This window comes from Methyloversatilis sp. XJ19-13, from assembly GCF_024580155.1.
Classification (GTDB): domain Bacteria; phylum Pseudomonadota; class Gammaproteobacteria; order Burkholderiales; family Rhodocyclaceae; genus Methyloversatilis.
Window position 1 is genome coordinate 265,212 of the sequence record NZ_JANINH010000004.1, and the last position, 26,328, is coordinate 291,539.

At 66.3% G+C, this 26,328-nt stretch carries 19 protein-coding genes; 13 read left to right on the forward strand and 6 right to left on the reverse strand.

Translation table 11 applies throughout. The annotated features are described in order from the left end of the window. The first annotated feature begins 5 nt into the window (after positions 1-5). The 9 genes from NMQ14_RS07685 to NMQ14_RS07725 all read left to right on the forward strand — a co-directional run bounded on the left by NMQ14_RS07685 (position 6) and on the right by NMQ14_RS07725 (position 12,934). Positions 6-1,304, forward strand: coding sequence for a formyltransferase (locus tag NMQ14_RS07685; protein WP_257094917.1), 1,299 nt, complete (start codon positions 6-8; stop codon positions 1,302-1,304). Continuing rightward, positions 1,301-2,971 (forward strand): formylmethanofuran dehydrogenase subunit A, encoded by a 1,671-nt coding sequence (locus NMQ14_RS07690; RefSeq protein WP_257094919.1) that lies wholly within the window; start codon positions 1,301-1,303, stop codon positions 2,969-2,971. Before NMQ14_RS07685 ends, NMQ14_RS07690 begins: the two co-directional genes overlap by 4 nt. 4 nt (positions 2,972-2,975) lie before the next feature. Continuing rightward, positions 2,976-3,872 (forward strand): formylmethanofuran--tetrahydromethanopterin N-formyltransferase, encoded by an 897-nt coding sequence (gene fhcD, locus NMQ14_RS07695; protein ID WP_257078916.1) that lies wholly within the window; start codon positions 2,976-2,978, stop codon positions 3,870-3,872. Next, positions 3,869-4,684 (forward strand): formylmethanofuran dehydrogenase subunit C, encoded by an 816-nt coding sequence (locus tag NMQ14_RS07700; protein ID WP_257094921.1) that lies wholly within the window; start codon positions 3,869-3,871, stop codon positions 4,682-4,684. The genes fhcD and NMQ14_RS07700 overlap by 4 nt, the downstream gene beginning before the upstream one ends. Further along, positions 4,684-5,721: a DUF6352 family protein gene (locus NMQ14_RS07705; protein ID WP_257094924.1), complete on the forward strand. Its 1,038-nt coding sequence runs from the start codon at positions 4,684-4,686 to the stop codon at positions 5,719-5,721. The genes NMQ14_RS07700 and NMQ14_RS07705 overlap by 1 nt, the downstream gene beginning before the upstream one ends. Before the next feature lie 160 nt (positions 5,722-5,881). Continuing rightward, positions 5,882-8,614, forward strand: a complete 2,733-nt coding sequence (locus NMQ14_RS07710; protein WP_257094926.1) for a cation-transporting P-type ATPase — start codon at positions 5,882-5,884, stop codon at positions 8,612-8,614. 4 nt (positions 8,615-8,618) lie between these two features. Continuing rightward, positions 8,619-10,259 carry a Na/Pi cotransporter family protein gene (locus NMQ14_RS07715; RefSeq protein ID WP_257094927.1) on the forward strand — a complete coding sequence of 547 codons (1,641 nt, stop codon included), beginning with the start codon at positions 8,619-8,621 and terminating at the stop codon, positions 10,257-10,259. Positions 10,260-10,326: 67 nt separating this feature from the next. Beyond that, positions 10,327-12,054, forward strand: a complete 1,728-nt coding sequence (locus NMQ14_RS07720; RefSeq protein WP_257094928.1) for a cation:proton antiporter — start codon at positions 10,327-10,329, stop codon at positions 12,052-12,054. Beyond that, a complete protein-coding gene (locus tag NMQ14_RS07725; RefSeq protein WP_257094929.1) occupies positions 12,038-12,934 on the forward strand; it encodes a universal stress protein in 897 nt (298 codons plus the stop codon). Before NMQ14_RS07720 ends, NMQ14_RS07725 begins: the two co-directional genes overlap by 17 nt. A 93-nt stretch (positions 12,935-13,027) precedes the next feature. Here NMQ14_RS07725 and NMQ14_RS07730 read toward each other — a convergent pair whose 3' ends face one another. The 4 genes from NMQ14_RS07730 to NMQ14_RS07745 are packed head-to-tail and all read right to left on the reverse strand — an operon-like array spanning position 13,028 to position 17,651. Continuing rightward, complete coding sequence (locus tag NMQ14_RS07730; protein WP_257094930.1) at positions 13,028-15,106, reverse strand: tetratricopeptide repeat protein; 2,079 nt, start codon at positions 15,104-15,106, stop codon at positions 13,028-13,030. A gap of 38 nt (positions 15,107-15,144) precedes the next feature. Next, positions 15,145-16,416: a glycosyltransferase gene (locus NMQ14_RS07735; RefSeq protein ID WP_257094931.1), complete on the reverse strand. Its 1,272-nt coding sequence runs from the start codon at positions 16,414-16,416 to the stop codon at positions 15,145-15,147. Positions 16,417-16,425: 9 nt separating this feature from the next. After that, positions 16,426-16,839, reverse strand: a complete 414-nt coding sequence (locus tag NMQ14_RS07740) for a hypothetical protein (RefSeq protein ID WP_257094932.1) — start codon at positions 16,837-16,839, stop codon at positions 16,426-16,428. Further along, positions 16,839-17,651 carry a PEPxxWA-CTERM sorting domain-containing protein gene (locus NMQ14_RS07745; protein WP_257094933.1) on the reverse strand — a complete coding sequence of 271 codons (813 nt, stop codon included), beginning with the start codon at positions 17,649-17,651 and terminating at the stop codon, positions 16,839-16,841. The genes NMQ14_RS07740 and NMQ14_RS07745 overlap by 1 nt, the downstream gene beginning before the upstream one ends. 399 nt (positions 17,652-18,050) lie before the next feature. Here NMQ14_RS07745 and NMQ14_RS07750 point away from each other — a divergent pair, with 399 nt between their 5' ends. Both NMQ14_RS07750 and NMQ14_RS07755 read left to right on the forward strand, forming a co-directional pair. After that, entirely contained in the window at positions 18,051-19,217 is a 1,167-nt protein-coding gene (locus tag NMQ14_RS07750) for a phosphoserine transaminase (RefSeq protein ID WP_257094934.1), read from the forward strand. Then, positions 19,214-19,891, forward strand: a complete 678-nt coding sequence (locus tag NMQ14_RS07755) for an HAD-IB family phosphatase (protein WP_257094936.1) — start codon at positions 19,214-19,216, stop codon at positions 19,889-19,891. The genes NMQ14_RS07750 and NMQ14_RS07755 overlap by 4 nt, the downstream gene beginning before the upstream one ends. A gap of 3 nt (positions 19,892-19,894) precedes the next feature. Here NMQ14_RS07755 and NMQ14_RS07760 read toward each other — a convergent pair whose 3' ends face one another. Further along, entirely contained in the window at positions 19,895-20,347 is a 453-nt protein-coding gene (locus NMQ14_RS07760; protein WP_257094938.1) for a hypothetical protein, read from the reverse strand. A gap of 203 nt (positions 20,348-20,550) precedes the next feature. Between NMQ14_RS07760 and NMQ14_RS07765 the strand changes: the two genes are divergently transcribed. After that, on the forward strand, positions 20,551-21,102 hold the full coding sequence (locus NMQ14_RS07765; protein ID WP_257094940.1) for a hypothetical protein: 552 nt from the start codon (positions 20,551-20,553) through the stop codon (positions 21,100-21,102). A 16-nt stretch (positions 21,103-21,118) separates the two neighbouring features. Here NMQ14_RS07765 and NMQ14_RS07770 read toward each other — a convergent pair whose 3' ends face one another. Beyond that, on the reverse strand, positions 21,119-25,054 hold the full coding sequence (locus tag NMQ14_RS07770) for an FAD/FMN-binding oxidoreductase (protein ID WP_257094941.1): 3,936 nt from the start codon (positions 25,052-25,054) through the stop codon (positions 21,119-21,121). A 164-nt stretch (positions 25,055-25,218) separates the two neighbouring features. Between NMQ14_RS07770 and NMQ14_RS07775 the strand changes: the two genes are divergently transcribed. After that, the gene (locus NMQ14_RS07775; protein WP_257094943.1) at positions 25,219-26,295 is read left to right on the forward strand and encodes a metal-dependent hydrolase; all 1,077 of its coding nucleotides are present in this window, start codon (positions 25,219-25,221) and stop codon (positions 26,293-26,295) included. Positions 26,296-26,328 lie beyond the last annotated feature (33 nt).

The following is a 26,328-nucleotide window of genomic DNA, read 5'->3' on the forward strand; positions in this document are numbered from 1 at the left end:
GATTCATGACCCATGAAGCGACTTCGACTGTCGTCACCGAGGTGGCCTGTCCGCTGTGCGGCCACGCCTGCGACGATCTGAGCGTCGATACCGCCGGCGCTGCATTGGCGGTGGTGGCCCATGGCTGCGATCGGGCGGTCAGTGGATTTGCCCGCCTGGGCGCCGGTTCGACTGCCGCGACGCCGCGCATCGCCGGCCGTCCGGCTACGCTGGACGAAGCCTGTGCCGAAGCGGCCCGGCTGCTCGCCGCGTCGGCCCAGCCGGTGTTCGGCGGCATGGCGCTCGATGTGAGTGGCGCACGCGGTGCGATGGAACTGGTCGATCGGGCCGGCGGAGTCATCGACCACATGAACAACGAGTTCGGCTGGCGCGCCAGTCGCGTGGTCCAGGACGGCGGCGGCATCAACACCACGCTGGCCGAAGTGAAGAATCGCGCCGACCTGATCCTGCTGGTCGGCACCGATGCGGTCAGCGCGCAGCCACGCTTCTTCGAACGCTGCGTGTGGGTGAAGGAAACGATGTTCGACCTGCAACCGGCCAGCCGGCGCATCGTCTATCTTGGCGGCGGACTGGACACGCAGCCGGGCCACTCGCCGGACGGGCGTGCGCCCGACGTGTTCGACTTCGAGCGCAGCCGCATGCCCGAAGCGCTGTCGGTGCTCAACGCGCTGGTGGCGCAGCAGCCGGTGGCCGGCGATGCGCCGCTGGGCATTGCGCTGGCGCGCTGGCAGGCACTGGCCGACGCGCTGCTTGGCGCGAAGTACAGCGTGGTCGTGTGGGCCGGACCGGCATTCGAGGTGTCGCAGCTCGACCTGAATGTCGGCGCCATCGTGTCGCTGGTGCGTCGGCTCAATGTAACCACCCGCTGCAACAGCCTGCCGCTTGCCGGCAACGACGGCGACCTGTCGATGGGCGCCGTGCACACCTGGCAGACCGGCTATCCGATGCGTACCAGTTATGCCAGCGGCGCACCGAAGTTCGACCCGCTGCACAACGGCATCGACCGCCTGCTCGCGAATGGTGAAGCGGATGCGCTGGTGTGGATGTCCAGCCTGAACGACCTGCAGTCGCCGCCGGCCACCGGCGTGCCCACCATCGTGATCGCACCGCCGTCGCTGAAGCTGGCCGCCGAGCCGCAGGTCTACATTCCGGTCGCGACGCCTGGCATGCATCACACCGGTCACTTCGTGCGTACCGACAAGGTCGTGACGCTGCCGCTGCAGGCCTTGCGCAGGAGCGCGCTGCCGGCGGCCGGCGAGGTGGCGGTCGCCATCGCCACCCGTTTGAAGGAGGTGCAGTCGTGAGCGTCATCAAGCTGACCGGCGGCCGGGTGATCGATCCGGCAAATGGCGTCGATGATCAGGTACGCGACCTCTATATCCGCGATGGCCGGCTGATCGCCGCGCCGGACGCGAATGACAGGATCAGCGCCGAGTACAACATTTCCGGCCGCATCGTCATGTCGGGCGCGATCGACATGCACAGCCACATCGGCGGCGGCAAGGTGAACATCGCGCGCGAAATGCTGCCGGAAGACCATCGCGGCGATCCGGTCGAGCGCACCGAACTGACGCGTTCCAGCTGCGGTCACGCCGCGCCCGGCACCCTGGCGGCCGGCTACCGTTACGCCGAAATGGGCTACACCGCGGCGTTCGAGCCGGCGCTGCTGCCGGTCAACGCGCGCCAGGCCCACATGGAAATGGGCGACACGCCGATGCTGGACACCGGCGGCTACGCCATGCTCGGCAGCGATGATTTCCTGCTGCGCATGCTGGCGGCGAAGGAAGACCAGCAGGCGATCAACGATTACGTGGCGTGGACGCTGCACGCGACGCAGACGGTCGGCATCAAGGTGGTGAACCCGGGTGCGATTTCCGCCTTCAAGTTCAACCAGCGCAAGCTCGACCTCGACGAGCAGAACGCCTTCTACGGCATCACGCCGCGCGAGATCGTCAAGGTGCTGTCGCGTGCCGTACATGACCTGGGGGTGGCCAAGCCGCTGCACGTGCATGCCAGCAATCTGGGCGTGCCGGGCAATGTGGACACCACGCTGGGCACGATGGATGCGGCCGAAGGCCTGCCGGTCCACCTGACGCACATCCAGTTCCACAGCTACGGCACCGAGGGCGAGCGCAAGTTTTCGAGTGCTGCCGCCCGCATTGCCGAGGCGATCAACCAGAAGAAGAACGTGTCGGCCGACGTCGGGCAGATCCTGTTCGGCCAGACGGTGACCGCGTCCGGCGACAACATGGTGCAGTACCGCAACGCCGGTCACGGCTCGCCGAAGAAGTCGGTCATCATGGACATCGAGTGCGACGCCGGCTGCGGTGTGGTGCCGTTCAAGTACAAGGACCAGAACTTCGTCAATGCGCTGCAGTGGGCCATCGGCCTGGAAATCTTCCTGATGGTCGATGACCCGTGGCGCATCTTCCTGACCACCGACCACCCGAACGGCGCGCCGTTCACGACCTATCCGCACCTGATCAAGCTGCTGATGGACCGCAGCTTCCGCAACGCGATGCTCGACACGATCAACCCGGATGCGCGCGCGATGAGCAACCTGGCGGGTCTCGACCGCGAATACTCGCTGTACGAAATCGCGATCATGACGCGCGCCGGTCCGGCCAAGCTGATCGGCCTCGCCGATCGCGGTCATCTGGCGCCGGGCGCGGCGGCCGACATCGTGGTCTACAAGGAAGATGCCGACCGCGAGCGCATGTTCGAAAAGCCGGAACTGGTGTTCAAGGACGGCGAACTGGTGGTGCGCGACGGGCGCATCGTCAAGGTGGTGCGCGGCGGCACGCATGCCGTGAAGCCCGAATTCGACATCGGCATCGAAAAGAAGATCAAACCCTATTTCGAACGTTTCCATTCGGTGCGCATGAACAATTTCAAGATCAGTGACGACGAACTGTGCGAGTGCGGTGGCGGCTCGAAGCTGATCGCCCATGCCTGCCGGAAGCGGGGTTGAACCGATGATCATCAATGGCGTTGCAATCGACGACACCTTTGCCGAAGCATTCGGCATGCGGGGCATCCGCCTCATCATCACGGCCTATAACGAAACCTGGGCCCTGCATTCGGCCAATGCGCTGACCGGATTCGCGACCTCGGTCATCGCCTGCGGTGCCGAGGCGGGCATCGAACGCATGATGTCGCCCGACGAAACGCCGGACGGCCGTCCGGGCGTGTCGGTGCTGCTGTTTGCCGTGTCGAGCAAGGAACTGATCAAGCAGATCGAACGGCGGGTCGGCCAGTGCGTGCTGACGAGCCCGACCAGCGCCATCTTCGCCGGGCTGGACGAAGGCGACCCGGTGCCGCTGGGCAAGACGCTGCGCTACTTCGGCGACGGTTTCCAGACTTCGAAGCAGATCGCCGGCAAGCGCTACTGGCGCATTCCGGTGATGGATGGCGAATTCCTCGTGCAGGACACGGCGCGCATGGTGAAGGCGGTCGGCGGCGGCAACTTCCTGGTGCTCGCAGATACCCAGGTGCAGGCGCTCGAAGCATGCGAGGCGGCCATCGTCGACATGCGCAAGCTGCGCGAAATCGTCATGCCCTTCCCGGGCGGCGTCGTGCGTTCCGGCTCCAAGGTGGGCTCCAAGTACAAGGCGCTGTCGGCCTCGACCAATGACGCCTTCTGCCCGACGCTGCGCGGCGCGACCAAATCCGAACTCGACGAGCGCATCGGCGCGGTACTCGAAATCGTCATCGACGGTCTGACCGACGCGTCGGTGAAAAAGGCGATGGAGGTCGGCATGCGCGCGGTGTGCCGGATCGGTGCCGCCGGCGGCATCCGCCGCCTGTCGGCCGGCAATTACGGCGGCAAGCTCGGCCAGTTCCAGTACCACCTGCGGGAGATCCTGAAATGAGCGCCCTGACATTCACGCTGCGCAGCGCACCGGCCCAGCGCGTCGATGTCGGCATGCTGACGCCCACCGCACTGGCGGGGCAGCCGGTGTCCGACATCGCGGCCATCATGCTGAAGCTCGGCAAGCGGGCGCTGCGCGCGGACGAGCTGTTCGACATCGCCGGCGACGACGCGACCGACATCGTGTTCCGCGGTGACTGCAGCAAGCTCGAACGCATCGGCGCCGGCATGAAGTCCGGCCACGTCACCGTCGCCGGCGACGCCGGGCCTTACGTCGGCCAGGGACTGCTTGGCGGCACGATCACCGTCTCCGGTTCGGCCGGGGCCTTCTGCGCGACCGGCATGAAGGGCGGTCGCATCGACATCGCCGGCGACGTCGGCGAATCGGCTGGCGGTGCCATTCCGGGCGAGATGAAAGGCATGGCCGGCGGCCTGCTGCTGGTCGGCGGACATGCCGGCGACCGGTTGGGCGACCGCATGCGGCGCGGCCAGATACTGGTCGGCGGCAATGCGGGCGACTACTGCGGCACCCGCATGATCGCCGGCACCATTGCGGTGGCCGGCGCGCTGGGCGCCTATCCGGCGTACGGCATGAAGCGCGGAACGCTCATCCTCAACGCGCTGCCGTCGCAGATGCTGCCCACCATCGTCGATTGCGGTGCGCACCGGCTCGGTTTCCTCAGCCTGCTGTATGCGAGCTGGAAAGGGCTGCCCGGACCGTTCGGCACGCTCGACGCCGGTGCGTGCACGGTGCGTCGCTACATGGGCGACATGGCGGTCGGCGGACGCGGCGAACTGCTCGTACGCGGCTGATGACGGCGGCGGGTTGGTGGCCTGACTCGGCCTTCGGGCGGGTCAGGCGCAACGCAGCCGGGCGTCTGGTCGTGACGGACGCGCTGCTGCGCGAATGGCTGGCAAGGCCCGAACTGGCGCTCGTGGCGGACAGCTGTGACGCCGAACGCGCGCTGCTTTCCAGCCTGCTCGAAGTGCCGGCGCGCATCGTTGATCACGCCGAGATCGCTTCGATTGCCGACGCGGACGCGCGCGACAACTGGTTCGCCTTCATCGCCTTCCGCGACCGCGTGCTCGCCCGGCCGGACATCGAATCGGCGTGGCTCGAACTGTTTCTCGACGGTCTGAGCGGCATCGCGCCACTGTTCGTGCCGCAGCTCACCCAGCTCATCCTGCACGGCCTGCTCGAAGACTGCACCGGCAATGACGGCGCGCTGATGTGGCGCGCCGCCGAATTGTTCTTCCGCAGCCAGCGCGCAACACCGCACGCCGGACGCATCCTGATGGCCGATGCCGAAACGCTGGGCGACTACGCCGAAACCGGCGGCTTCGGCAACATCGGCCGCCTGATCCGGCAGGCCGGGGCGATTCCGCGCGCGGCCGAGCTCGACGTGCTCGACGCCGGCAACGCCGCCGAACTGTATGCGCGCGCCGGGCGCCGCGCCGTGCTGCCGCTGAATTTCGGCCAGCCTGCGCTGGACGCGCTGTGTCGCGTGATGGAGCGCTGGATCGCCCACTTCTACGGTGCTGCCGTCCGCATCACGCCGCAGCCGGACATCCGCGACGAACACTGGGCCTGGCACATCGGACTTGACCGCGAAGCGATGGACCTGCTCAACACGCTGTACGAAGGCGGTGAGCTGGCGCCCGACCGCCTGTCGCGCATCGTCGCGCTGTTCCGCCTCGACTTCCTCGATGCCCGCGACATGCGCGCCGAACTGCGCCGTGACGGCGCGGCGCGCCCGGTCTGGCTGGCACTGGCCATGGATGAAGACAGTCTGGTACAGATGAAGCCGCAGAATCTGCTGCTCAACCTGCCGCTGACAGGCACACACTGACGTCCATCGGGCGTGAGCCGACGCCCTGTTTGTTCCCTCATCCCCACGGGTTTTCAGCTTTTCTTGATCGCCCTCAAGCTTGCCTGCATTTGCTGAGTGCGCAAATGAAATCGTCGCGCAGCGCGTTTAGGATTGTGTCGAAACCCGAAGGAGCCTTGAAATGCGGCAGCCGACAGACACGCCTGCGCGGCCGGAAAACTGGCACGCGCTCACCGGCGCAGCCACCCTGACTTCGGTCGGCAGCGCGCGCGAGGCCGGACTGACCACCGACGAGGCGGCGCGCCGACTCGTGGCGGATGGCGCCAACAGCCTGCCCGTGCCGGCCGGGCGCAGCGTTGTGCAACGCCTGCTTGCACAGTTCGAAAACGTGCTCATCCGTGTGCTGATCGGTGCTGCCGTGGTGACGACGCTGCTCGGGCACCTGCTGGACAGCGCAATCATTGCCGGCGTGGTGCTCATCAATGCATTGATCGGCTTTCTGCAGGAGGGCAAGGCCGAAGCGGCCCTCGATGCCATCCGGAAGATGCTTTCGCCGCGCGCGCAGGTGCTGCGCGGCGGACGCCGGATGGATCTGCCCGCCGCGGAACTGGTCCGGGGCGACATCGTGTTTCTCGCGTCCGGCGATCGTGTTCCCGCCGATCTGAGGCTGCTCGACGTGCGCAGCCTGCGTATCGACGAGTCCGCGCTGACCGGTGAGTCGGTGGCGATCGACAAGCACACCGAGGTGTGCGCGGATGACGCGGCGCTCGGCGATCGCCGATCGATGGCTTTTTCCGGCACGCTGGTGACCTATGGTCAGGGGACGGGGGTTGTCGTCGCGACCGGTGCAAGCACCCAGATCGGCCACATCAGCACGCTTCTCGCCGGCGTGCAGGAACTGGCCACACCGCTGACGCGCAGGATGGCGGCCTTCAGTGCATGGCTGACCTGGACCATCCTCGGGGTTGCCGCACTGGCCTTCGGCTTCGGCATACTCGTCCGTGACTATTCGGTGGCGGACATGTTTCTCGCCGCGGTCGGTCTGGCCGTGGCGGCCATTCCGGAGGGGCTGCCCGCGATCATGACCGTGACGCTGGCCATCGGCGTCCAGCGCATGGCGAAGCGGCACGCGATCATCCGGCGCCTGCCGGCGGTCGAGGCGCTGGGATCGGTCACGGTCATCTGTTCGGACAAGACAGGCACGCTGACGCGCAATGAAATGACGGTGCAGCGTGTCGTCACGGCGCGCGACACCTTCCGGGTGAGTGGTGCGGGCTACGCGCCGCAAGGCGGGTTTGCACGCGGCGACGGTGAATGCGAACTGACCGACTGTCCCGAACTGGTCGAGATCGGCCGCACCGCGCTGCTGTGCAATGACGCCGCGCTGAACCCGGATGGCGAGGGCAGATGGGTACTTGCAGGCGATCCGACCGAAGGTGCGCTGATCACGCTGGCACTCAAGTCCGGCCTCGATGCGCGCCACGAATCGGACAGGCTGCCGCGCATCGACACCATCCCGTTCGAATCCGAACACCGCTTCATGGCAACCCTGCATCACGATCATCAGGGTCATGCCTTCATGCTGCTGAAGGGCGCGCCCGAGCGCGTGTTCGAACTGTGTCGCGAACAGCGCGAGGGCGGTGATGCGCAGCCGATTCAACTGCGCTACTGGCTCGCCAGCAGCGAGTCCGTCGCGGCCGAGGGCATGCGCCTGCTGGCGCTGGCCATCAAGCCGATGGACGCATCGGTGGGCACGCTGACGTTCGCCGACGTCGAATCCGGCGGCTTCACATTGCTTGCGCTGCTCGGACTCGCCGATCCGCCACGCGAGGAGGCGGTTGCCGCGGTGGCGCGCTGCCGCGGTGCCGGCATCGCCGTGCGCATGATCACCGGCGATCATGCCGTCACGGCCCGTGCGATCGGCGAACAGCTGGGTCTGGGCGACACGGTGCGCGTGCTCTCCGGCCCGCAGATCGAACAGATGGATGACGGGCACCTGCGCGCCGCGGTCGGTGGCACCGAAATATTTGCCCGTGCCAGCCCGGAACACAAGCTGCGCATCGTTCAGGCGCTGCAGGCGAACGGCGACGTGGTGGCGATGACCGGCGACGGCGTCAATGACGCGCCCGCCCTGAAACGCGCCGATGTCGGCGTGGCCATGGGTGACAAGGGCACCGAAGCTGCCAAGGAGGCGGCAGAGATGGTGCTGGCCGACGACAATTTCGCGTCGATTGCCGCCGCGGTGGAAGAGGGCCGCACCGTGTTCGACAATATCCGCAAGTCGGTCATCTTCATCCTGCCGACCGGCGGCGGCGAAGCCGGCATCCTGGTCGCGGCCATCCTGCTCGGCCTGACGCTGCCGATCACGCCGGCGCAGATCCTGTGGGTGAACATGGTGACCGCCGTCACCCTGTCGCTCGCGCTCGCATTCGAAACACCGGAAGCAGACATCATGCAGCGTCCGCCGAGAAATCCGGACGAACCGCTGCTGACCGGATTCCTGCTGTGGCGCATCGTGTTCGTGTCGCTGCTGCTGGTGACCGGCGGTCTGTTCCTGTTCCTGCGAATCCTTGATGAGGGTGGATCGCTCGAACTGGCGCGCACGGTCGTCGTGAATACGCTGGTGTTCGGCGAGATCGTGTATCTGTTCAATGTGCGCCACCTCACCGCAAGTTCGCTGACCTTCGAGGGTGTCACGGGCAACCGCTATGTGCTGCTCGCCATTCTCGTGCTGCTGGTGCTGCAGGGGCTGTTCAACTATTTGCCGGCGGCACAGATGCTGTTCGGCACCGCCCCGCCGCAGATGAGCGACTGGTGGCCGGTCCTGGTGTTCGGCGCACTGCTGATGGTCATCATCGAACTGGAGAAACTGGCGGTTCGCTCCTGGGCACGCCGCGGGCGGCAGAGCGGCTGACCTCATGGAATCGCTCTTCCACCTCCTTGGCGGGCTCGGCCTGTTCCTGCTCGGCATGGGGTTCATGACGGACGGACTCAAACTGGCTGCCGGCCCCGCGCTGGAGCGCATCTTGGCCGAATGGACGCGCAACCGGCTGCGCGCACTGCTGTCCGGCGTGCTGGTGACCGGTCTGGTGCAATCGTCGAGTGCGGTGACGGTCGCCACCATCGGCTTCGTCAATGCGGGCCTGCTGACGCTGGGTCAGTCGATGTGGGTGATCTTCGGCAGCAATGTGGGTACCACGATGACCGGCTGGCTGGTTGCGCTGGTCGGCTTCAAGCTGCCGATCGAGCTGTTCGCGTTGCCGCTGATCGGTGTCGGCATGCTGCTGCGTCTGACCGGTGAAGGGTCGCGCCGGGGAGCGATCGGCATGACGGTCGCCGGCTTCGGTGCGCTGTTCCTGGGTATCGATGTGTTGCGGGAGGCATTCGGAGGTCTCGGGTCCGCTGTCAGTTTCGACGCCTGGGCAGCCGGTGGAGCCGGCGGAGTGCTGTCCGCCGTACTCGTCGGGATCGTATTGACCACGCTCATGCAGTCTTCGAGTGCCGCGATGGCCGTCGTGCTGACCGCCGTGGCGGGTGGCGTGGTGCCCTTGTCGGTGGCCGCTGCCGGCGTGATAGGCGTGAACCTGGGTACCACCATCACCGCGATCATCGCCGCACTGGGCGCGACACCGAATGCGCGACGCACGGCTGCGGCGCACGTGGCGTTCAATCTGATCACCGCGCTCGTTGCCCTGCTGTGTCTTCCGGTCTTGCTTGCGCTGGTCGCATGGATGACGGATGTGCTGGAACTCGAGCCGACGGCGACCACCGTTCTCGCGACGTTTCACACCACGTTCAATGTGCTCGGCGTGCTGCTGATGTGGCCCCTTTCCATGCGGCTGGAGCGGGCCCTGTCGGCGCGCTTCGTTACTCCCGACGAAGACGCCGGACATCCGCAGCACCTCGACTCGAACGTGCTTTCTGTGCCTACGCTGGCACTGGATGCACTGGCGCTGGAGGCGCGCCGGGTCGGCGCGATGGCAAGGGGAATGGTGCTGTCGGCACTGGATGGCGCAGCGCCAGCATCGATCGCCCATCAGCGTGATTCATTCGACCGGCTCACCCGGGCAGTCGCCGGATTCGTCGTCAGCATCCACCGCAGCACGATGAGTGCAGCCAGTGGCGAGCGCCTGCCCCGCGTCCTGCGCGAGTTGCGGTACTACGAAACGGTCGCCCGTATGGCATCCCTGATGGCTGAACCGGTTCCTTCGGGACCGCTTCCGGACGACGTGGTGAGTTGCGAGACGCGATTTCGCACGCACGTTCGCGAATGGCTCGCGTTGGTGCTGCCAGCCGGGGATGCGGTAGCTCTGCCGGCTGCCGCAGTGCTGCCCGATGCGCTGGTTACCGCGTATGCCGCCCTGAAGGACGCGATTCTGCGCGCCGCCGCTGCCGACGCACTGGATATCGCGCGCATGGATGCGCTGCTGGAGCGGGCGCGCGCGATGCGTCTTGCTGCAGAGCAGGCCGGGAAGGTGCTGCAACTGCTGCACCGGATCGAAATGAATGACGATGCGATGAGTCCGGATGAAAGCCGGATGCATCTGATTGCAGAGTGAGGCCTTATGTACGCGGCGTCGCGGCGGGGCGACGACGGTCGTTTCCGTCGGCGACCCCCTGTGCCGGATGCGGAATCGACAGGGCGGCAAGGATGCGGGAGAAGAACGCTTCATGGTGACCGAGGGGATGCAACCCAGCGTGTTTTCCGAAATGGCGCTGCTGCTCGGCCTGACCACGGTCGCCGGCGCGCTGGCCGTGCGTCTGCGCCAGCCGGTGCTGATCGCCTATATCGTGGTCGGCATACTGGCCGGGCCGGCGGCATTCGGTTTTGTCCAGGCGCATGACCAGATCGACCTGCTGGCGCAGATCGGCGTCGCGGTGCTGCTGTTCGTGGTCGGGCTCAAACTGGACCTTTCGCACGTCCGGCGCATCGGACCCGTTGCACTGGCAACCGGTCTGGGCCAGCTGTGCTTCACGATACTGTTCGGTTTCATCCTGGTGCTGCTGCTCGGCAGAGGCGCGATGGAAGCGCTTTATGTCGCGGTTGCGCTGACCTTCTCCAGCACCATCATCATCGTCAAGCTGCTGTCCGACAAACGTGAACTCGATTCGCTGCACGGGCGCATTGCGGTCGGCTTCCTGATCGTTCAGGACATCGCGGTCGTGCTCGCCATGATGGCCATGAGTGCGCTGCGCGGCGCCGGCGATGCGGGCGCCACCGAGGTCGTTCTTTCGCTGCTCGCGCGGGTGTCGGGCGCCGCGCTGATGATCTTCGTGCTGATGCGCTACATCCTGCCGCCGCTGGTGCGCACCATGGCGCGCTCGCAGGAACTGCTGCTGCTGTTTGCGATTGCCTGGGGAACCGGCCTTGCCGCACTGGGCGAGTGGGCCGGCTTCTCGAAGGAAGCCGGCGCCTTCGTGGCGGGTTTTTCGCTGGCATCGACCCCTTACCGTGAAGCCATGAGCGCCCGCCTGACCGGCGTGCGCGACTTCCTGCTGCTGTTCTTCTTCATCGACCTCGGCGCCCGGCTCGATCTGTCGACATTGGGGGATGAAGTCGTGCCGGCGATCGTGCTCAGCGCCTTCGTGCTGATCGGCAACCCGCTGATCGTGATGGCCATCATGGGGTATATGGGCTATCGCAAGCGCACCGGCTTCCTGGCCGGTCTGACCGTCGCGCAGATCAGCGAATTCTCCATCGTGTTCGTTGCCATGGGCATTACGCTGGGCCACATCGGCCGCGAGGCGCTGGGGCTGACGACGCTGGTCGGACTCGTCACCATTGCGCTGTCCACCTACATGATCATTCATGCACAGCCGCTGTTCGAGAGGCTGTCGCCCTGGCTGTCGATGTTCGAGCGCACGCATCCGTACCGCGAGGAGAGGGTGGAGAGCGGGGTAGAACCTTCCGGTGCGACCGACGTGATGGTGTTCGGGCTCGGGCGGTACGGGAAACGGCTTGCGCTGCAACTTGCCGACGCCGGGTTGACCGTGCGCGGCATCGACTTCGATCCGGAGGTGGTGCTCGAGTTGCGCGCGCGCGGCGTACAGGTGGATTTCGGCGATGCCCAGGATCCGCACTTCCTCGACAGCCTGCCGCTCGATACCGTCCAGTGGGCCATCAGCACCCTGCCTGACCTCGAGTCGAACCGGGAGTGGCTGGCGGCGCTGAAGGCGCGCAACTTTACCGGCGAGGTCGCGATCGTGGCCCGTGACGATGTGCAGGGTGAGCAGCTCAAGCGCGCGGGTGCTCCGATCGTGCTGTATCCGTTCCGCAACGCGGTGGATTACGTTGTGGAACACCTGTTCGATTTGATACGCAAGAGGGAGGAGCGACATGAAGCCAATCCGTAACATTCTCGCGGCGACCGATCTGTCTGCGCCGGCCCGGGACGCGCTTGCGCGCGCATTTCAGCTCGCTGGGGAAACGGGTGCACAGCTGACGCTGATGCATGCGGTGAGCATCGGCGTGATGGCGGCGTTGCATGAAATGCTCGGCACCGGCGCGCCGACGGTCGAGCAGCGTATCGTCGATGATGCCTGCCGAACGCTGCGTGAGCTCGCCGACGAACTGGGGCAGACGCACGGAGTATCCGCTGCAGTGCGCGTGTTGACCGGTGCGGTCGTACAGGAAATCGTTGACCAGACCGTTCAGCTCGATGCCGATCTGCTGGTGGTGGGCGCGCGCGGAGAGGGTTTCATGCGCCACCTGATGCTGGGCTCAACGGCAGAGCGCATGCTCGGCGTGATGAAGAGGCCGGTGCTGGTGGTACGCCAGCCGCCTGATGCACCCTACCGTCGCGTGCTCGTGCCTATTGATTTCTCGATGGCGTCGGAACCGTCGCTGCAGACCTTACGCGTGCTCGCTCCGCGCGCCGAAATCATTCTGCTGCACGCCTTCGAACTGCCGTTCGAAGGCAAACTGCGCTACGCAGGCATCGACGACGCGGCAATACACGCGCTGCGGATTGCCGAACGCAGCTCGGCTTTCCAGCAGATGGAAGCACTGCAGGCGAGCGCCGGCATTGCCGACCAGTCGCGCATCATCGTTCGCCACGGAGATGCGTGTTCGCTGATCCGCGAGGTGCAGCAGCAGGAGCGCTGCGATCTGATCGCGCTCGGCAAGCACGGTCGCAACCGCATCAAGGAAATGCTGCTCGGCAGCGTGACCCGACATGTACTGTCGGAGTCCGACTGCGACGTGCTGGTCGTCGGTGATTCGATCTCTGGGTGAGCGTCATTCGACACCGGGCGACGCAGCGGCCCACTGATGAAAGCGTGTTGCCATCCTTGCGATCCAGTAGAACACGCGAACGTCGCGTTCCGGTCAGAACCAGGCGTTCAGTGTGATGCTGCCGAAACGGCGCCAGTAGCCGCTGCCGCCACCCGGCGATCCGGCCTCGCTGTCGGACATGCCGGCGGCTGCGCGCAGCTGCCAGCCGGGCCCGAGGTCGTAGGCGACCCAGCCTTCGAGCAGGTAGTTGCGACCGGACGCGCCGTTGCCGTCGCCATCGGTCTCGTCGTAGCGACCGAACGCCGCCTTGGCGTAATAGCTCCACGGGCGGACGTCGTCGTAGATCGACATGAAGGCCCGGTATTCGAGATAGCGGTCAGGATTGTAGTAACCACGGTTGGCACGGTTGACGTCCCACGGCCGGCTGTTTTCGAAGCGGTTGCCCTCGATGCCCAGCCGGATCTGCGGGCGCGTCCACAGCGCATAATCGCCGCGCCAGGCGATGCGGTTGCGCTGGTTGTCGTCGTCGAATTCGAGCCGCGCGACGCTGCCGGCGAAGCTCCAGCGCGGCGTCGGCGTATAGGTCGCACCGATCGACACGTCGCGGAAATTCACTTCGTTGCGCAGCGCACTGATGGTGTCGATGATGCCGCTGCCGGTTTCCGCGTCGATGCGCCAAAGATCGGCCGGGACGTAGCGCAGGCGCGCACGCCACACCGTGCTCTGCCAGCCGTCGTAATCGCGTCGGCCGAGCGTGAAGCTGGGCCACAGCGTGCCGCGGCTGCCCCGCACCTCGCCCATACGCAATCCCCAGGTCGCGCTGATTTCGCGGCCACTGATCCTGCGGCGCGGCGAACGTGTTCCGGTTTCGTAGCCGCTGATCTGCGGCAGACGCACGCCGACCTCAAAAAGTTCTGTCGGCGAACGTCGCCAGCCGGCCAGCGCGAACGGCGTGACGATGCGCAACCGGTCGGCGTCGTCCGACCAGTCGATGCCGGCCGAAGCGTAGTGCTGCGTGTCGCGCCGGATGCGGAAATCGCGCAGCCACAGCGCGCCTTCGTCGGTGACATCGACCAGCAGCGGCAGGGCGTCGTCGGCGTAGCCAGCCCAGTAGAGGGCGCGCGCCTTCGCGACGTTCAGACCGGGGTCCGCAGAGGTGCCCAGCCGGTCGAACTCACCGACTGCGACGCGGTGCCGACCGGAGAAATTCTCCGCCTGCGCAAGACCAAGCTGTGCATCGGCGTCGTCCGGATCGGCCTGCAGCAGGGCGGCGTAGATCGCCCGCGCACCAGCCGGATCGTCCGACCACACCAAGGCGCGCGCCAGGCCGCGTTGCGCCGTGCGGTCGTCCGGCCGGGCGGCGAGCAGCTTGCGCCACGCCTCGGCCGCACAGGGGTGACGGTCCAGCGCGGCGCAGGCCTGAGCAAGGCCGCGCCAGGTTTCAGGCAAGCCGATTCCTTCGGCGTGCGCTTCCGAGAACAGCGTACGGGCCCCCGCGGCATCGCCAGACCACAAGGTCTGCCAGGCCAGCGGCAGCAACCAGTCGGTGCGCCGCTCCGGCGCGAGTTGAAGCGCCTGTCGCCAGGTGAGTGCCGACTCGGCGTTGCGGTCGGCGTAACCCAGCACGCGCGCCACCTCGGCCGTGCGTGCCGCATCCGCGCGGTCGACCTGTGCCAGTTGTGCATAGATGTCCAGCGCACCGGCGTAGTCCTGCGTTGCGGTGCGCGAACGTGCCAGGCCGATCAGGGATTCGATCAGGCCGCGCCGGCTGTCGCTGACCGAGGCTGCGTCGGACCAGCCATTCATCCGCTGCTGGAACAGCGCCGCGGCACGTTCGAAACGACCGGCCCAGAGCGACTGCCAGGCGAGTGAAGGGAGAATGTCTGCCTGCCGGGCAGGTGCCACGTGCAGGGCGCGCTCATACAGGTCGGCGGCGGCCTCGTTGCGGTCGGCAAATCCTTCGACCCGGGCGGCTTCGATGAGCAGATCGGTGTCGCCCGGAAACTGGCTCACCAGCCCGCGGTAGAGCTCGATCGCCGGTGCGTACTCTCGCGCGTCGACCAGCCTGCGCGCTTCCTCTCGCTGCGGGTGAGCGGCGAAAGCGGGCTTCGCTGCGGGCAGCGAAAGCAACAGGGTCAGGGCGAGCGTCAGGGCGGGCAGTGCGCGCGTCATGGAGCGGGACGTTGCGGGCGAGTCGTATAACAAAAGTATCAGGCCTCGCGCCCGGTGCGCGGCGTGTTCCACGTGATGGACTGTCGCGCAGGCGCAACAAACAGGTGGTGCAGCGACATACAGGTGGTGATCGCAAGGAAGGCCCAGTAAACAAGCGGATAGAACACGGCGTACGGAAAATAGCGCCAGATTCCGCGGTCATACCGATGGTCGATCAGCGTGCCCAGGGCGAGCTGCACCAGACACAGGGTGGCGATCACCATGCCCCACAGATTGGGCAATGGGGAAGCGCCGACCGGCGGGAAGCCGATCGCCCACGACGCGATCCACAGGGCAGTCATTGCGACGAATACGATGGCCCAGCAGATCGACAGCACCGATTCGATCAACATCGGCCACATGCGGCGGTAACGCCAGTGCAGGATGACGTCGCGGTGGCGGCGCAGCACCTGCATCAGGCCGCGTGCCCAGCGCAGCCGCTGCCGGAACAGCGCCCGGAAGTGCGTCGGCACGGTCATCCATACGATGGCGTGCGGCTCGTAGCGGATGTCGTGAAAGTGGCGCTGCAGCTTCCAGGTCAGTTCGATGTCTTCGGTCGGCATGTCGGGCGAAAAGCCGCCGACCGACTGCACGGCGCTCTTGCGGAAGGCGGCCACCACGCCCGACACCGTCACGATGCGGCCCCAGATGCGCTGCGAGCGCCGCAGCAGGCTGACGATGGACGTGAATTCGATCGCCTGCAGCCGGCTCAGGAAATTGTCGACGTTGCGCACCCGCGGGTTGCCGGTGACCGCAGCGACGCGGGCGCTCTGGAAGTGCGGGACCAGATGCCACAGGATGTCGGGCTCGGGCTCCGCATCGGCATCCATGATGAGCACGATGTCGCCGCGCAGCATCGGCAACGCATCGTTCAGCGCCATCGCCTTGCCTTCGTTGATGCGCTTGTCGATCAGGCGCACCCGGCCGGTCTGCACGAAGGGCAGCACCTGGCGCACGGTACCGTCGCTGGAGCCGTCATTCACAACCACGATTTCGTAGTCCGGATATTCGACGGCGCACACCGCGACCAGCGAGCGCGCGATCACCGCGTCTTCGTTGTGCGCCGGAATGAGGATGCTGACCGGCGGAGCGAAGCTGCGGTCGGGCGCCGCCGCACCCGGCTCGTCACGTTCCCAGCGAAACACGAAGAACAACGAGGTGGTGATCCACACCAGGCTGGAAATGATGGGGTAGGCAGCAAAGAAAAACAGCGCCACCGCGTAGGTCCCGGTGTACTGAAAGCTGATCAGCAGGCCTTCAATTGCTTGCATGACCGCGGGTCAGCCCTTGCCGAACAGTCGCGACACTCCTGGATCGACGCTGCGCTGCGCGAGACAGCGGTACAGCTTTCGGGAATTGACGACGCCGATAACCGTGATGCGCGCGGTGCGCAGCATCTCCCAGTCGGCCACCACCGGGCGCCCGGCCCAGTCCTGCACGTATTCGGCCTTCGTGTCCGGCAACTGGCGCCGGGGGCCCTTGAGCTTGAAAATCGCCAGATTGTGCAGTACCCAGTACAGCGTCACCGCCGGGCTGATGATCAGTGTAGCAACGATCATCCAGGCCAGTACGCCATAGTCAGGCAGGTCGCGACCGACCAGCAGCCAGGCCCAGCCGAACAGGAGCCACCCCGCGACGACGACGGCGACATGCACCAGCCGCTGGCCCGCGCCGCGCAGCGGTTCACGGCGCATCAGGCACGTCGCCGGGCGGCGACGGCGATCAGGCCCAGCCCGCCCAGCAGCATCCACCAGGTCGCAGGTTCGGGTACCGGCAGCGGCTGTGTCAGGCTGAGCAGGTTCTCGGTCGGCACGAGCGTCCAGTCGGCGGCACCCTCGCGCGACCAGCGCAGGTCGACGACGCCTGCTTCCAGCCGGTTGTAGGCGCCCAGCTGGAAGCGGTACAGGCCGACGTCGAGCAGGATGTCCTGCTCGAAGCCGAGCCGGTCTCGCGGATTCACGCCGTCCTTGACCAGCGACAGCATCGCGCCGTCTGCGCCGTAAAGATTGAAGAAGAAGCCGTCGTCATACAGTACGCCGAAGTTGTAGTGGCTCTTCTCCGTGATGCGGATGTAGCCGTCGAAGCGCGACAGCCAGTTGGTCTCTGACTCGCTCAGCGGCAGCGGCAATGTGCTGCCCCACTGAGACGAATACATGTCGTTGTAGAGCGTGTTGCCGAAATTCACCTGGCTCGCGATGCCGGTCCAGCGTTCGACGATGCCGGACTGGCCCGCCGGCTGGTCGATCAGCGCATGCCAGTCGGCGATGCCCCAGATGCCGGTGCCCCAGGCAAAGTCGGATATCGGTTGTCCGCTGCCATAGGAGAGCGTGGCTTCATCCCACAGGACCGTGCTGCCCTGCCAGTTGTCATCGATCTTGACGAAAAGCGCATCGGCGCCGCCGCCTGTGCCATAGCTTCCAGGCAGTGCAGGCGCAAGGTCGACGGCAAGGGCACCAAGTGGAGCCGACATGACCATTACCAGCAAGGTCGAAAGTGAGTTTTTCATGACTTTGATATCCGAATCGAGCGAAGTCCTGCAGCATCGGACGCATGCGTTACTGCGCCATGACTGCGTTTCAGGGCGATTATGTAATACAACCTAGGTTGTGTGTCTGCCGACAGGCATGACACCTGTCACGGCCTTTTTCATGCAGGCCTCCGGGAATGCCAATTATTGTTACAACCGGCCTTCCGGCGCACCTTGAGGCGCTCCAGGCCCCTGCATGCAGCGCATGCTCGCACGCCCCGTCCGTATCGCACGTTGCGCCTGCCAGGTCCGTTCTGCGCCTCAGCATCGCTGCCGCTATACTTCGCCGCGATTTGCGCTCGTCCGGCGCAGCCAGGCACCGGGCCGGCTCATGTGTCGGTGCCAGTTTTTCGTTCAATGACCAGTGACCGTCACGCCATGACCGCCAAGAAGCCCCTGATCCATCCGTTGCGGCCGTCTTTTTCTTCCGGACCGTGCGTGAAGCGCCCAGGCTGGACGCTGGCGGCGCTGGGCGAGGCATTCATCGGTCGATCGCACCGCGCACCGCAGGGCCTGGCCAGGCTGAAAGAGGTCATCGACCTCAGCCGCGCCGTGCTCGGCGTGCCCGATGACTACCGTATCGCCATCGTGCCAGGCTCGGATACCGGGGCGGTCGAAATGGCGCTGTGGTCGCTGCTCGGCGAGCGCGACGTCGACTGTCTTGCCTGGGAAACCTTCGGTCACAGCTGGGTGACCGACGTCGACAGCGTGCTGAAACTGGCCGCTGCCCGCACATTTGCAGCGCCGTTCGGCTGCCTGCCTGACCTGAGTGCCGTCAGCTGGACGCACGACGTGGTGTTTACCTGGAACGGCACGACCGGTGGTGTGCGCGTGCCGGACGGTGACTGGATTGCCGACGACCGCAGCGGCCTGTCGATCTGCGACGCCACGTCGGCCGCCTTCGCGATGGAATTGCCGTGGCCGAAACTCGACGTGACCACCTGGTCATGGCAGAAGGTTCTCGGCGGCGAGGCGGCGCACGGCATGATCGTGCTCAGCCCGCGCGCGGTCGAGCGGCTCGAACGCCATGTGCCTGCGTGGCCGGTGCCGAAGCTGTTCCGCATGACCAACAAGGCGGGCCTGATCGAAGACCTGTTTGCCGGCAGCACGATCAATACGCCGTCGATGCTGTGTGTCGAGGACCAGATCGATGCGCTGCGCTGGGCTGCATCCATCGGCGGTCTGCCCGGCCTGATTGCGCGCAGCATGGCCAGCTTCGACGTACTGGCGCGCTGGATCGAACGCAGTCACTGGGCGGCCTTCCTGGCTGAAGACCCGGCGACCCGCTCCAACACCTCGGTCTGTCTGAAGATTGTCGATCCGTGGTTCACCGCGCAGCCACAGGCCATGCAATGGGCGCGGGTGCGCCGCATGTGCGCGCTGCTCGAGCTGGAAGAGGCCGCCTTCGACGTTGCGGCCTACCGCGATGCGCCACCCGGCTTCCGCATCTGGTGCGGCGCCACGGTCGATGCCGCAGATGTCGTCGCCCTGACGCCCTGGCTGGATTGGGCCTATGAAACCGTTAAGCAGGAATCCTCCGAATGAACCGTGCCATCCTGTTCGACTGCGACAGCACGCTGTCGACGATTGAAGGCATCGACGTGCTGGCCGAACAGGCCGGCGTGGTCGATCAGGTCGTGCCGCTGACCACCGCGGCGATGGACGGCCGGCTGAAACTCGAAGACGCCTACGCCGCGCGGCTGGACCTGATCCGGCCGGACGCTGCCGCCATCGAGGCGCTCGGCCAGCGCTACATCGATACGCGGGTGGCGGGCGCGTGCAAGGCGGTCGCCGCTCTGCGTGCGCTGGGCTGGCAGGTGCATGTGGTCAGCGGCGGCATCCGGCAGGCGGTGCTGGCGCTGGCACGCCACCTCGGTGTGCCGGACGAGCGCGTGCATGCGGTCGACCTGCAGTTCGACGACGCCGGTGCCTATGCCGGCTTCGACCGCGCATCGCCGCTGGCGCGCAGCGGCGGCAAGGCCGAAGTGTGCAGGGCGGTGCTGGGCGAGGTGGACAGCGTCGTCATGGTGGGCGACGGCATCACCGATCTGGAAGCCGGCGACGCCGGTGCGACGGTGATCGGCTTCGGCGGTGTCGTGCGGCGCGACATCGTGGCGCGTCGCGCGCATCACTTCATCGATCGTGCCGACCTGCGTGAAGTCGTGAAGCTGGTCGCCACGCCGGAAGAATACGACCGCGTCGACCTGCTGCTTCGCTGAGCGTCAGCGCGCCGCGCCGGTGCGGCGCAGCGGCCCGAAGCACTGCTTCACCTCCGGCGCCACGCACACGATGTGCTGGTCGCCTTCAGCGTTGAACTTCACGTACACGGTGTAGAGCCTGTTCGTGTCGTCCTCCTTCGAGCCGGCGCAGTCGGTGCCGCCGTGGTCCTTCAGGATGGTCGCCTCCAGCTTGTAGAAGCCCGTGTCCGATCCCTTCGGATCGAATACATAGGCCATTTCGCTGCGCTCTTCGCCACTCTGCACCGAACCGCTGCCGTCCAGGCGGTACTCGTAGGTTTCGCTGCACTGCGCCGGATCTGTCCAGCTCCATGCACCGGTGAGCTGCGGCATCGGCGATGCTGCGCGCTCGGCATCGGCCGGGACGGCCAGGGCGGTCTGCGCGGCAAGCAGGCCGAAGGACAGCAGGCAGACGAGCTTCAGGGAGGGTGAGGGCATGACGGACTCCGGTGCGGGGCGTGTGAGGGACGGGCTGGATGGCGCATTCTGGCAATGACCGCACATTCCGACACGGGCGCCGTGCCCGAGTTCGTCCGGAGCGGAACGATTTCGCGCGGCGCTGTCGAAATGCGCGGACATCTTTCCACACATGGCGCTGACTGCCCGTATCGGGCATCCCCCGAGCCCCGAAGGACGCACACATGGTTGACAGCGCAATCATCGCCCACCTGTTCAGCGTGGCGGCAGCCCTCTCGGGCTACCCGGCGATAGCCGAACCGGATCGACCGCTGCTGAGGCTGCTGACGCCCGCGGCGCTGGTCGAGGAAGTCTGCCCGGACGCGCCGTCGGACTGCGACAAGCTGGTCGCGCTGTACGATCACGAACGCCATCAGGTGCTGATGAGTTCCGATCTCGACCTGGAGGACGCGGCCGACAATTCCTTCCTGGTGCACGAGTTCGTCCATGTGCTCGAAGCGCGTCAGAAGGGCGCGGCGTATCAGCAGGACTGCGCCGCGACGCTGCGCTCGGAGCGCGAAGCCTACCGCGTGCAGAACCTCTATCTTGGTCGCGAAGGACGCCAGGAGCGGCATGGCGGCATGCTCGCCCACCGCGTCTGTTCGGCCGACCAGCCGGGCGGCAGCGGCACCATGAAACTCGAAATGGCGCCCGCCGGCCCGCGCGACGAGCAGGCGCTCGAAGCCTTCATGCAGGACCTGAACCGGCGCGACGCGTCACCGGCGCGCCGCCGGTGACGGTCGGCCGGCGGCGTTACAGCAGCACGCGCTCGATACCGCCGTTGTTGGCCTGGTCGATGTAGCGCTCCGCCCAGTCGGCGCCGAGCAGGTGGCGCGCCATCTCGACCACGATGTAGTCGGCCTGCGTGGCGCTGTCGTTGTCGTAGCGCGACAGGCCCTGCAGGCAGGACGGGCAGGACGTCAGGATCTTCACGTCCCCCTTGAAACCGTCCGCGCGCTGCACGTCGGCGCCCTTGCGCATCTCTTCTTCCTTGCGGAAGCGCACCTGGGTGGAAATGTCCGGCCGGCTGACCGCCAGCGTGCCACTTTCGCCGCAGCAGCGGTCGTTCAGCGTCACCTTCGAACCGTCCGCCGTGCCGATGAGCTGATTGACCACCTTCAGTGGCGCATGCGTCTTCATCGGCGTGTGGCAGGGGTCGTGATACATGTAGCGCACGCCTTCGACGCCTTCGAGCTTCAGGCCCTTTTCCATCAGGTATTCATGGATGTCGAGCAGCCGGCAGCCGGGGAAGATCTTGTCGAATTCGTACTTCTGCAACTGATCCATGCAGGTGCCGCAGGACACGATGACCGTCTTGATGTCGAGATAATTCAGCGTGTTGGCCACACGGTGGAACAGCACGCGATTCGACGTGCTGATCTGCTGGCCCTTTTCGGCGTCGCCGCCGGCGGTCTGCGGATAGCCGCAGCACAGATAGCCCGGCGGCAGCACGGTCTGCGCGCCGACGTGGTAGAGCATCGCCTGTGTGGCCAGCCCGACCTGCGAAAACAGCCGTTCCGAACCGCAGCCCGGGAAGTAGAACACCGCTTCCTGTTCTTCCGACGCGCGCTTCGGATTGCGGATGACCGGCACGATGGCCGCGTCCTCGATGTCGAGCAGCGCGCGCGAGGTGCGTTTCGGCAACTTGCCCGGCATCGGCTTGTTGATGAAGTGGATCACCTGCGCCTTGATCGGCGGTCGACCGAGTGTCGGCGGCGGATTCTTCGTCTGTCGGTCGATCAGGCCGAGCGCCTTGCCCACCGTGTGGCCGAGCCGCTGCGCCTTGTAGCCGATACCCATCATCGCCACGCGCAGTGCCTTGATGGTGGCCGGATCGGTCGCGTTCAGGAAGGCCATCGACGCGGCCGTGCCCGGGTTGAACTTGCGCTTGCCCTGCTTGCGCAAGGCGTTGCGCATGGCAATCGACACGTCGCCGAAGTCGATGTCGACCGGACAGGGATTGGCGCACTTGTGGCACACGGTGCAATGGTCGGCGACGTCGCTGAATTCGTCGAAGTGGCGCAGCGACACGCCGCGCCGCGTCTGTTCCTCGTACAGGAAGGCCTCGATCAGCAGCGACGTGGCGAGGATCTTGTTGCGCGGCGAGTACAGCAGGTTGGCGCGCGGCACATGGGTCGAACATACCGGCTTGCACTTGCCGCAGCGCAGGCAGTCCTTGATCGACGTGGCGATCTGGCCGACGTCGCTCATTTCCATGATCAGCGATTCGGTGCCGAGCAGCGAGAAAGACGGCGTGTAGGCGCGCGACAGGTCACCGCCCGGCAGCAGCTTGCCGGCGTTGAAATGGCCATCCGGATCGACGCGCCGCTTGTAGTCGATGAAAGGTGCCAGTTCGTCGTCGGTCAGGAATTCCAGCTTGGTGATGCCGATGCCGTGCTCGCCCGAAATGACGCCGCCGAGCGAACGCGCCAGCGCCATGATGCGGGCGACCGCCGCATTGGCTTCCTGCAGCATGTCGTAGTTGTCGGAGTTCACCGGAATGTTGGTGTGCACATTGCCGTCGCCGGCATGCATGTGCAGCGCCACGAACACCCGGCTGCGCAGAACGGTTTTCTGCTCGGCCTCGATGCGTTCCAGGATGGGCCGGTACATCGCGCCGTCGAAAATCTCTTCCAGCAGCGGCTTCAGTTCGCGCTTCCACGACACGCGCACGGAATAGTCCTGCAGCCGGTGGAACAGCGTCGGCGACGCCGCGCGGTTGAGCAGCGGACCGACTTCGACGCCGAGCGAGCGGGCGATCGCTTCGGCCCGCTCCAGCGGCATGTCGAGGTTGTCGCGCAGCCACTGCCAGCGTCCGCGCACCGCGGCCACCTGCTGCAGCGCCTGCGTGCGGCGGTCGCCGAGCAGCTGGTCGGCGTCGATGTTGGCATCACCCGCGTGCAGCGGCAGCTCGCCGCGCAGCAGCGTCACCAGCGCATCGCAGAAGCGCAGCTTGCTGGCGATCGACAGTTCGATGTTGATGCGTTCGATGCCGTCGCAGTAGTCGCCCATGCGCGGCAGCGGAATCACCACGTCTTCGTTGATCTTGAATGCGTTGGTGTGGCGCGCGATGGCGGCGGTGCGTGCGCGGTCGAGCCAGAAGGTCTTGCGCGATTCGGCCGACACCGCGATGAAGCCTTCGGCGCCGCGCTGGTTGCACAGGCGCACGACTTCCGACGCGGCGGCCATCACGGTCGTTTCGTCGTCGCCGACGATGTCGCCGATCAGCACCATCTTCGGCCGGCCGTGGCGGCGCGCCTTGGTGGCGTAACCGACGGCACGCACATAGCGCTCGTCGAGGTGCTCGAGGCCCGCGAGCAGCACGCGCGCATTGCCGGCCTTGGGCAGGGCGTCGAGGTAATCCTTGATTTCGACGATCGCCGGCACTGCCTCGCGCACCTGGCCGAAGAATTCCAGACAGACGGTGCGGGTGACCGGCGGCAGCTTGTGCAGGATCCAGCGCGCGCTGGTGATCAGGCCGTCGCACCCTTCCTTCTGCACGCCGGGCAGGCCGGACAGGAATTTGTCGGTGACGTCCTTGCCCAGCCCTTCCTTGCGAAAGCGCGCGCCCGGCACTTCGAGCGTTTCAGCGTCACCGCGCGGTGTTCTGCCGTCCGCCTCGAAGTGCTGGATGGCGAAGCGCACGCGCGCCGCGTCATGGATCTTGCCGAGATTGTGGTCGAGCCGGGTAATTTCGAGCGGAAAGCCGTCGGCATCGACCATGCGCCAGCTCGCGAGGTTGTCGAGCGCGGTACCCCACAGAACGGCCTTCTTGCCGCCGGCATTGGTCGCGATGTTGCCGCCGATGCATGAGGCGTCGGCCGATGTCGGATCACAGGCGAATACAAGTCCGGCGTGTTCCGCTGCATCCATCACGCGGCGCGTGACCACGCCGGCGCCGGTGCGGATGGTGGCGTAGGGCGTTGCCAGACCCGGCAGCACGGTCGATTCGACCGGTCCGATATCGATCAGCTTTTCGGTGTTGATGACCGCCGATGTCGCGGTCAGCGGCACCGCGCTGCCGGTGTAGCCCGTGCCGCCGCCGCGCGGAATGATGGTCAGCCCGAGTTCGATGCAGCCGCGCACCAGCGGCGCGACTTCCTCTTCGGTATCCGGATACAGCACGACCATCGGGTATTCGACCCGCCAGTCGGTGGCGTCGGTCACGTGCGACACGCGGGCCAGGCCGTCGAAGGCGATGTTCGCTTCGCGCGTGTGGCGGCCGAGCACCTTGACGATGCGCCGGCGCAACTCGCGCACGCTGGCAAAATGGGCCGCGAACGCGTCAACCGCGGCGCGCGCGGCCACCAGCAGTTCGCCGACCTTGCGGTCGCGTTCCAGTGCTGCCGCATCACCGCTGCGCTGGCGGCGCTGTTCGATTTCGCCCAGTCGATGGTGCATCGCACCGACCAGCGCAGCCTGGCGCTTCGGATTGTCGAGCAGGTCGTCTTCGAGATACGGGTTGCGCTGCACGACCCAGATGTCGCCCAGCACCTCGTACAGCATGCGCGCGGAGCGGCCGGTCAGACGTTCGCCGCGCAGGCTGGCGAGGGTGTCCCACAGGGGCGCCCCCAGCAGCCGGATGACGATTTCGCGGTCGGACAGCGAGGTGTAGTTGTACGGTATTTCGCGCAGTCGGGTAGGTTCGCGCGAAGCTTGCAAATCGATGAGCGCGGTGGCGGATTCCATCAACAAGCCGTGTAGAGGTTCGGGGAGGCATTATACGTCCGCCGGTTGTGCACTGCGCCAGACCGGAAACGATATGCGCCGATAACCGTCCACCGGCAGTCGGCATTCCTTCCCGGACCGAACTTTCGCCGGTCCGCCACATCACCTCCTGTTCAGGACGTCTCTTGGATACCGTCACACACGCCTTGTCCGGCGCACTGCTCGGACGCTTGATTGCCCGCCCGCCCGGCCCGGCGCATCGGGGGCCGAAACCGTGGCAGATGGTGGTCGCCGGCGCCGCGGCCGCGACCTTTCCCGATCTCGATTTCGTGCTCGGCTATGTGTCGGAGCTGACCTATCTGCGCGGCCACCGCGGTGTGACCCACTCCGTTGTGATGTTGCCACTGTGGGGGCTGCTGATCGCCTGGCTGCTTGCGCGGGTGCCGAAGATGCGTGCGCCGGGCATCGACTGGCGTTCCTTCTACGTCGTGGTGTGCGCCGGCATCGGCATCCACATCCTCGGCGACCTGATCACGCAGTTCGGCACGATGATCCTGGTGCCTTTTTCCGATCGTCGCTTTGGCTGGGGCACCACGTTCATCATCGACCTGCCACTGACCGGGCTGCTCGTTTCAGGGCTGGTGGCGAGCGCGCTGTGGCGGCGCAGCCGCGCGCCGGCCGCATTCGGGCTGGCGGCGGTGTGCGCATGGGTCGGCGTCGGCGCAGTCGGAAAGTCGGAAGCCATCGATGCCGCGCGGCGTCATGCCGCCGAGCAGGGCATCGCCGCGGTCGCGATCGACGCGATTCCCCGTCCGGCTTCGCCTTTCAACTGGACCGCGGTGATCGACGACGGCGAGCGCTTCCATACTGCGCACATCAATACGCGGCGAGAGGAGATTCTTCAGGCCGGGCCGGACGACAACCTCATTCGTCGCCTTTCGTCGCATTACCGGCCGGTGGCGATGGCGCAGTGGCAGGTGCGCGAACGTTTCGGAAATGGCGGACAGGGCGAGCTGCGGGAACAGGTGCGCGCCGTCTGGTCAGCGCCGGACTTCGCCTTCTTCCGCTGGTTCGCGATGTTTCCGGTGCTCGACAGCGTCGGTGGCTCAGCAAGCGGGGCCTGCATCAGCTTTCGCGACCTGCGCTTCGAGACGCCCGGGCGCGACAACCTGCCGTTCCGCTATGGATTGTGCGAGAGCGGCGCCGGATGGGCGCTGGTCGAGCGGACGATGGCGGGCTGGCGCGCGTTGAGCGGTCGCTGAGCACTAAAAAGCCGGGCCGGCAGTCGACAGACC

What these genes read in the sequence shown, in the direction of transcription:
- NMQ14_RS07700 (WP_257094921.1), top strand. Translation starts at nt 3,869, where the DNA reads ATGAGCGCCCTGACATTCACGCTGCGCAGCGCACCGGCCCAGCGCGTC.
- NMQ14_RS07760 (WP_257094938.1), bottom strand. Translation starts at nt 20,347, where the DNA reads ATGCCCTCACCCTCCCTGAAGCTCGTCTGCCTGCTGTCCTTCGGCCTG.
- NMQ14_RS07720 (WP_257094928.1), top strand. Translation starts at nt 10,327, where the DNA reads ATGCGGAATCGACAGGGCGGCAAGGATGCGGGAGAAGAACGCTTCATG.
- fhcD (WP_257078916.1), top strand. Translation starts at nt 2,976, where the DNA reads ATGATCATCAATGGCGTTGCAATCGACGACACCTTTGCCGAAGCATTC.
- NMQ14_RS07685 (WP_257094917.1), top strand. Translation starts at nt 6, where the DNA reads ATGACCCATGAAGCGACTTCGACTGTCGTCACCGAGGTGGCCTGTCCG.
- NMQ14_RS07745 (WP_257094933.1), bottom strand. Translation starts at nt 17,651, where the DNA reads ATGAAAAACTCACTTTCGACCTTGCTGGTAATGGTCATGTCGGCTCCA.
- NMQ14_RS07725 (WP_257094929.1), top strand. Translation starts at nt 12,038, where the DNA reads ATGAAGCCAATCCGTAACATTCTCGCGGCGACCGATCTGTCTGCGCCG.
- NMQ14_RS07740 (WP_257094932.1), bottom strand. Translation starts at nt 16,839, where the DNA reads ATGCGCCGTGAACCGCTGCGCGGCGCGGGCCAGCGGCTGGTGCATGTC.
- NMQ14_RS07750 (WP_257094934.1), top strand. Translation starts at nt 18,051, where the DNA reads ATGACCGCCAAGAAGCCCCTGATCCATCCGTTGCGGCCGTCTTTTTCT.
- NMQ14_RS07770 (WP_257094941.1), bottom strand. Translation starts at nt 25,054, where the DNA reads ATGGAATCCGCCACCGCGCTCATCGATTTGCAAGCTTCGCGCGAACCT.
- NMQ14_RS07730 (WP_257094930.1), bottom strand. Translation starts at nt 15,106, where the DNA reads ATGACGCGCGCACTGCCCGCCCTGACGCTCGCCCTGACCCTGTTGCTT.
- NMQ14_RS07715 (WP_257094927.1), top strand. Translation starts at nt 8,619, where the DNA reads ATGGAATCGCTCTTCCACCTCCTTGGCGGGCTCGGCCTGTTCCTGCTC.
- NMQ14_RS07705 (WP_257094924.1), top strand. Translation starts at nt 4,684, where the DNA reads ATGACGGCGGCGGGTTGGTGGCCTGACTCGGCCTTCGGGCGGGTCAGG.
- NMQ14_RS07710 (WP_257094926.1), top strand. Translation starts at nt 5,882, where the DNA reads ATGCGGCAGCCGACAGACACGCCTGCGCGGCCGGAAAACTGGCACGCG.
- NMQ14_RS07735 (WP_257094931.1), bottom strand. Translation starts at nt 16,416, where the DNA reads ATGCAAGCAATTGAAGGCCTGCTGATCAGCTTTCAGTACACCGGGACC.
- NMQ14_RS07765 (WP_257094940.1), top strand. Translation starts at nt 20,551, where the DNA reads ATGGTTGACAGCGCAATCATCGCCCACCTGTTCAGCGTGGCGGCAGCC.
- NMQ14_RS07755 (WP_257094936.1), top strand. Translation starts at nt 19,214, where the DNA reads ATGAACCGTGCCATCCTGTTCGACTGCGACAGCACGCTGTCGACGATT.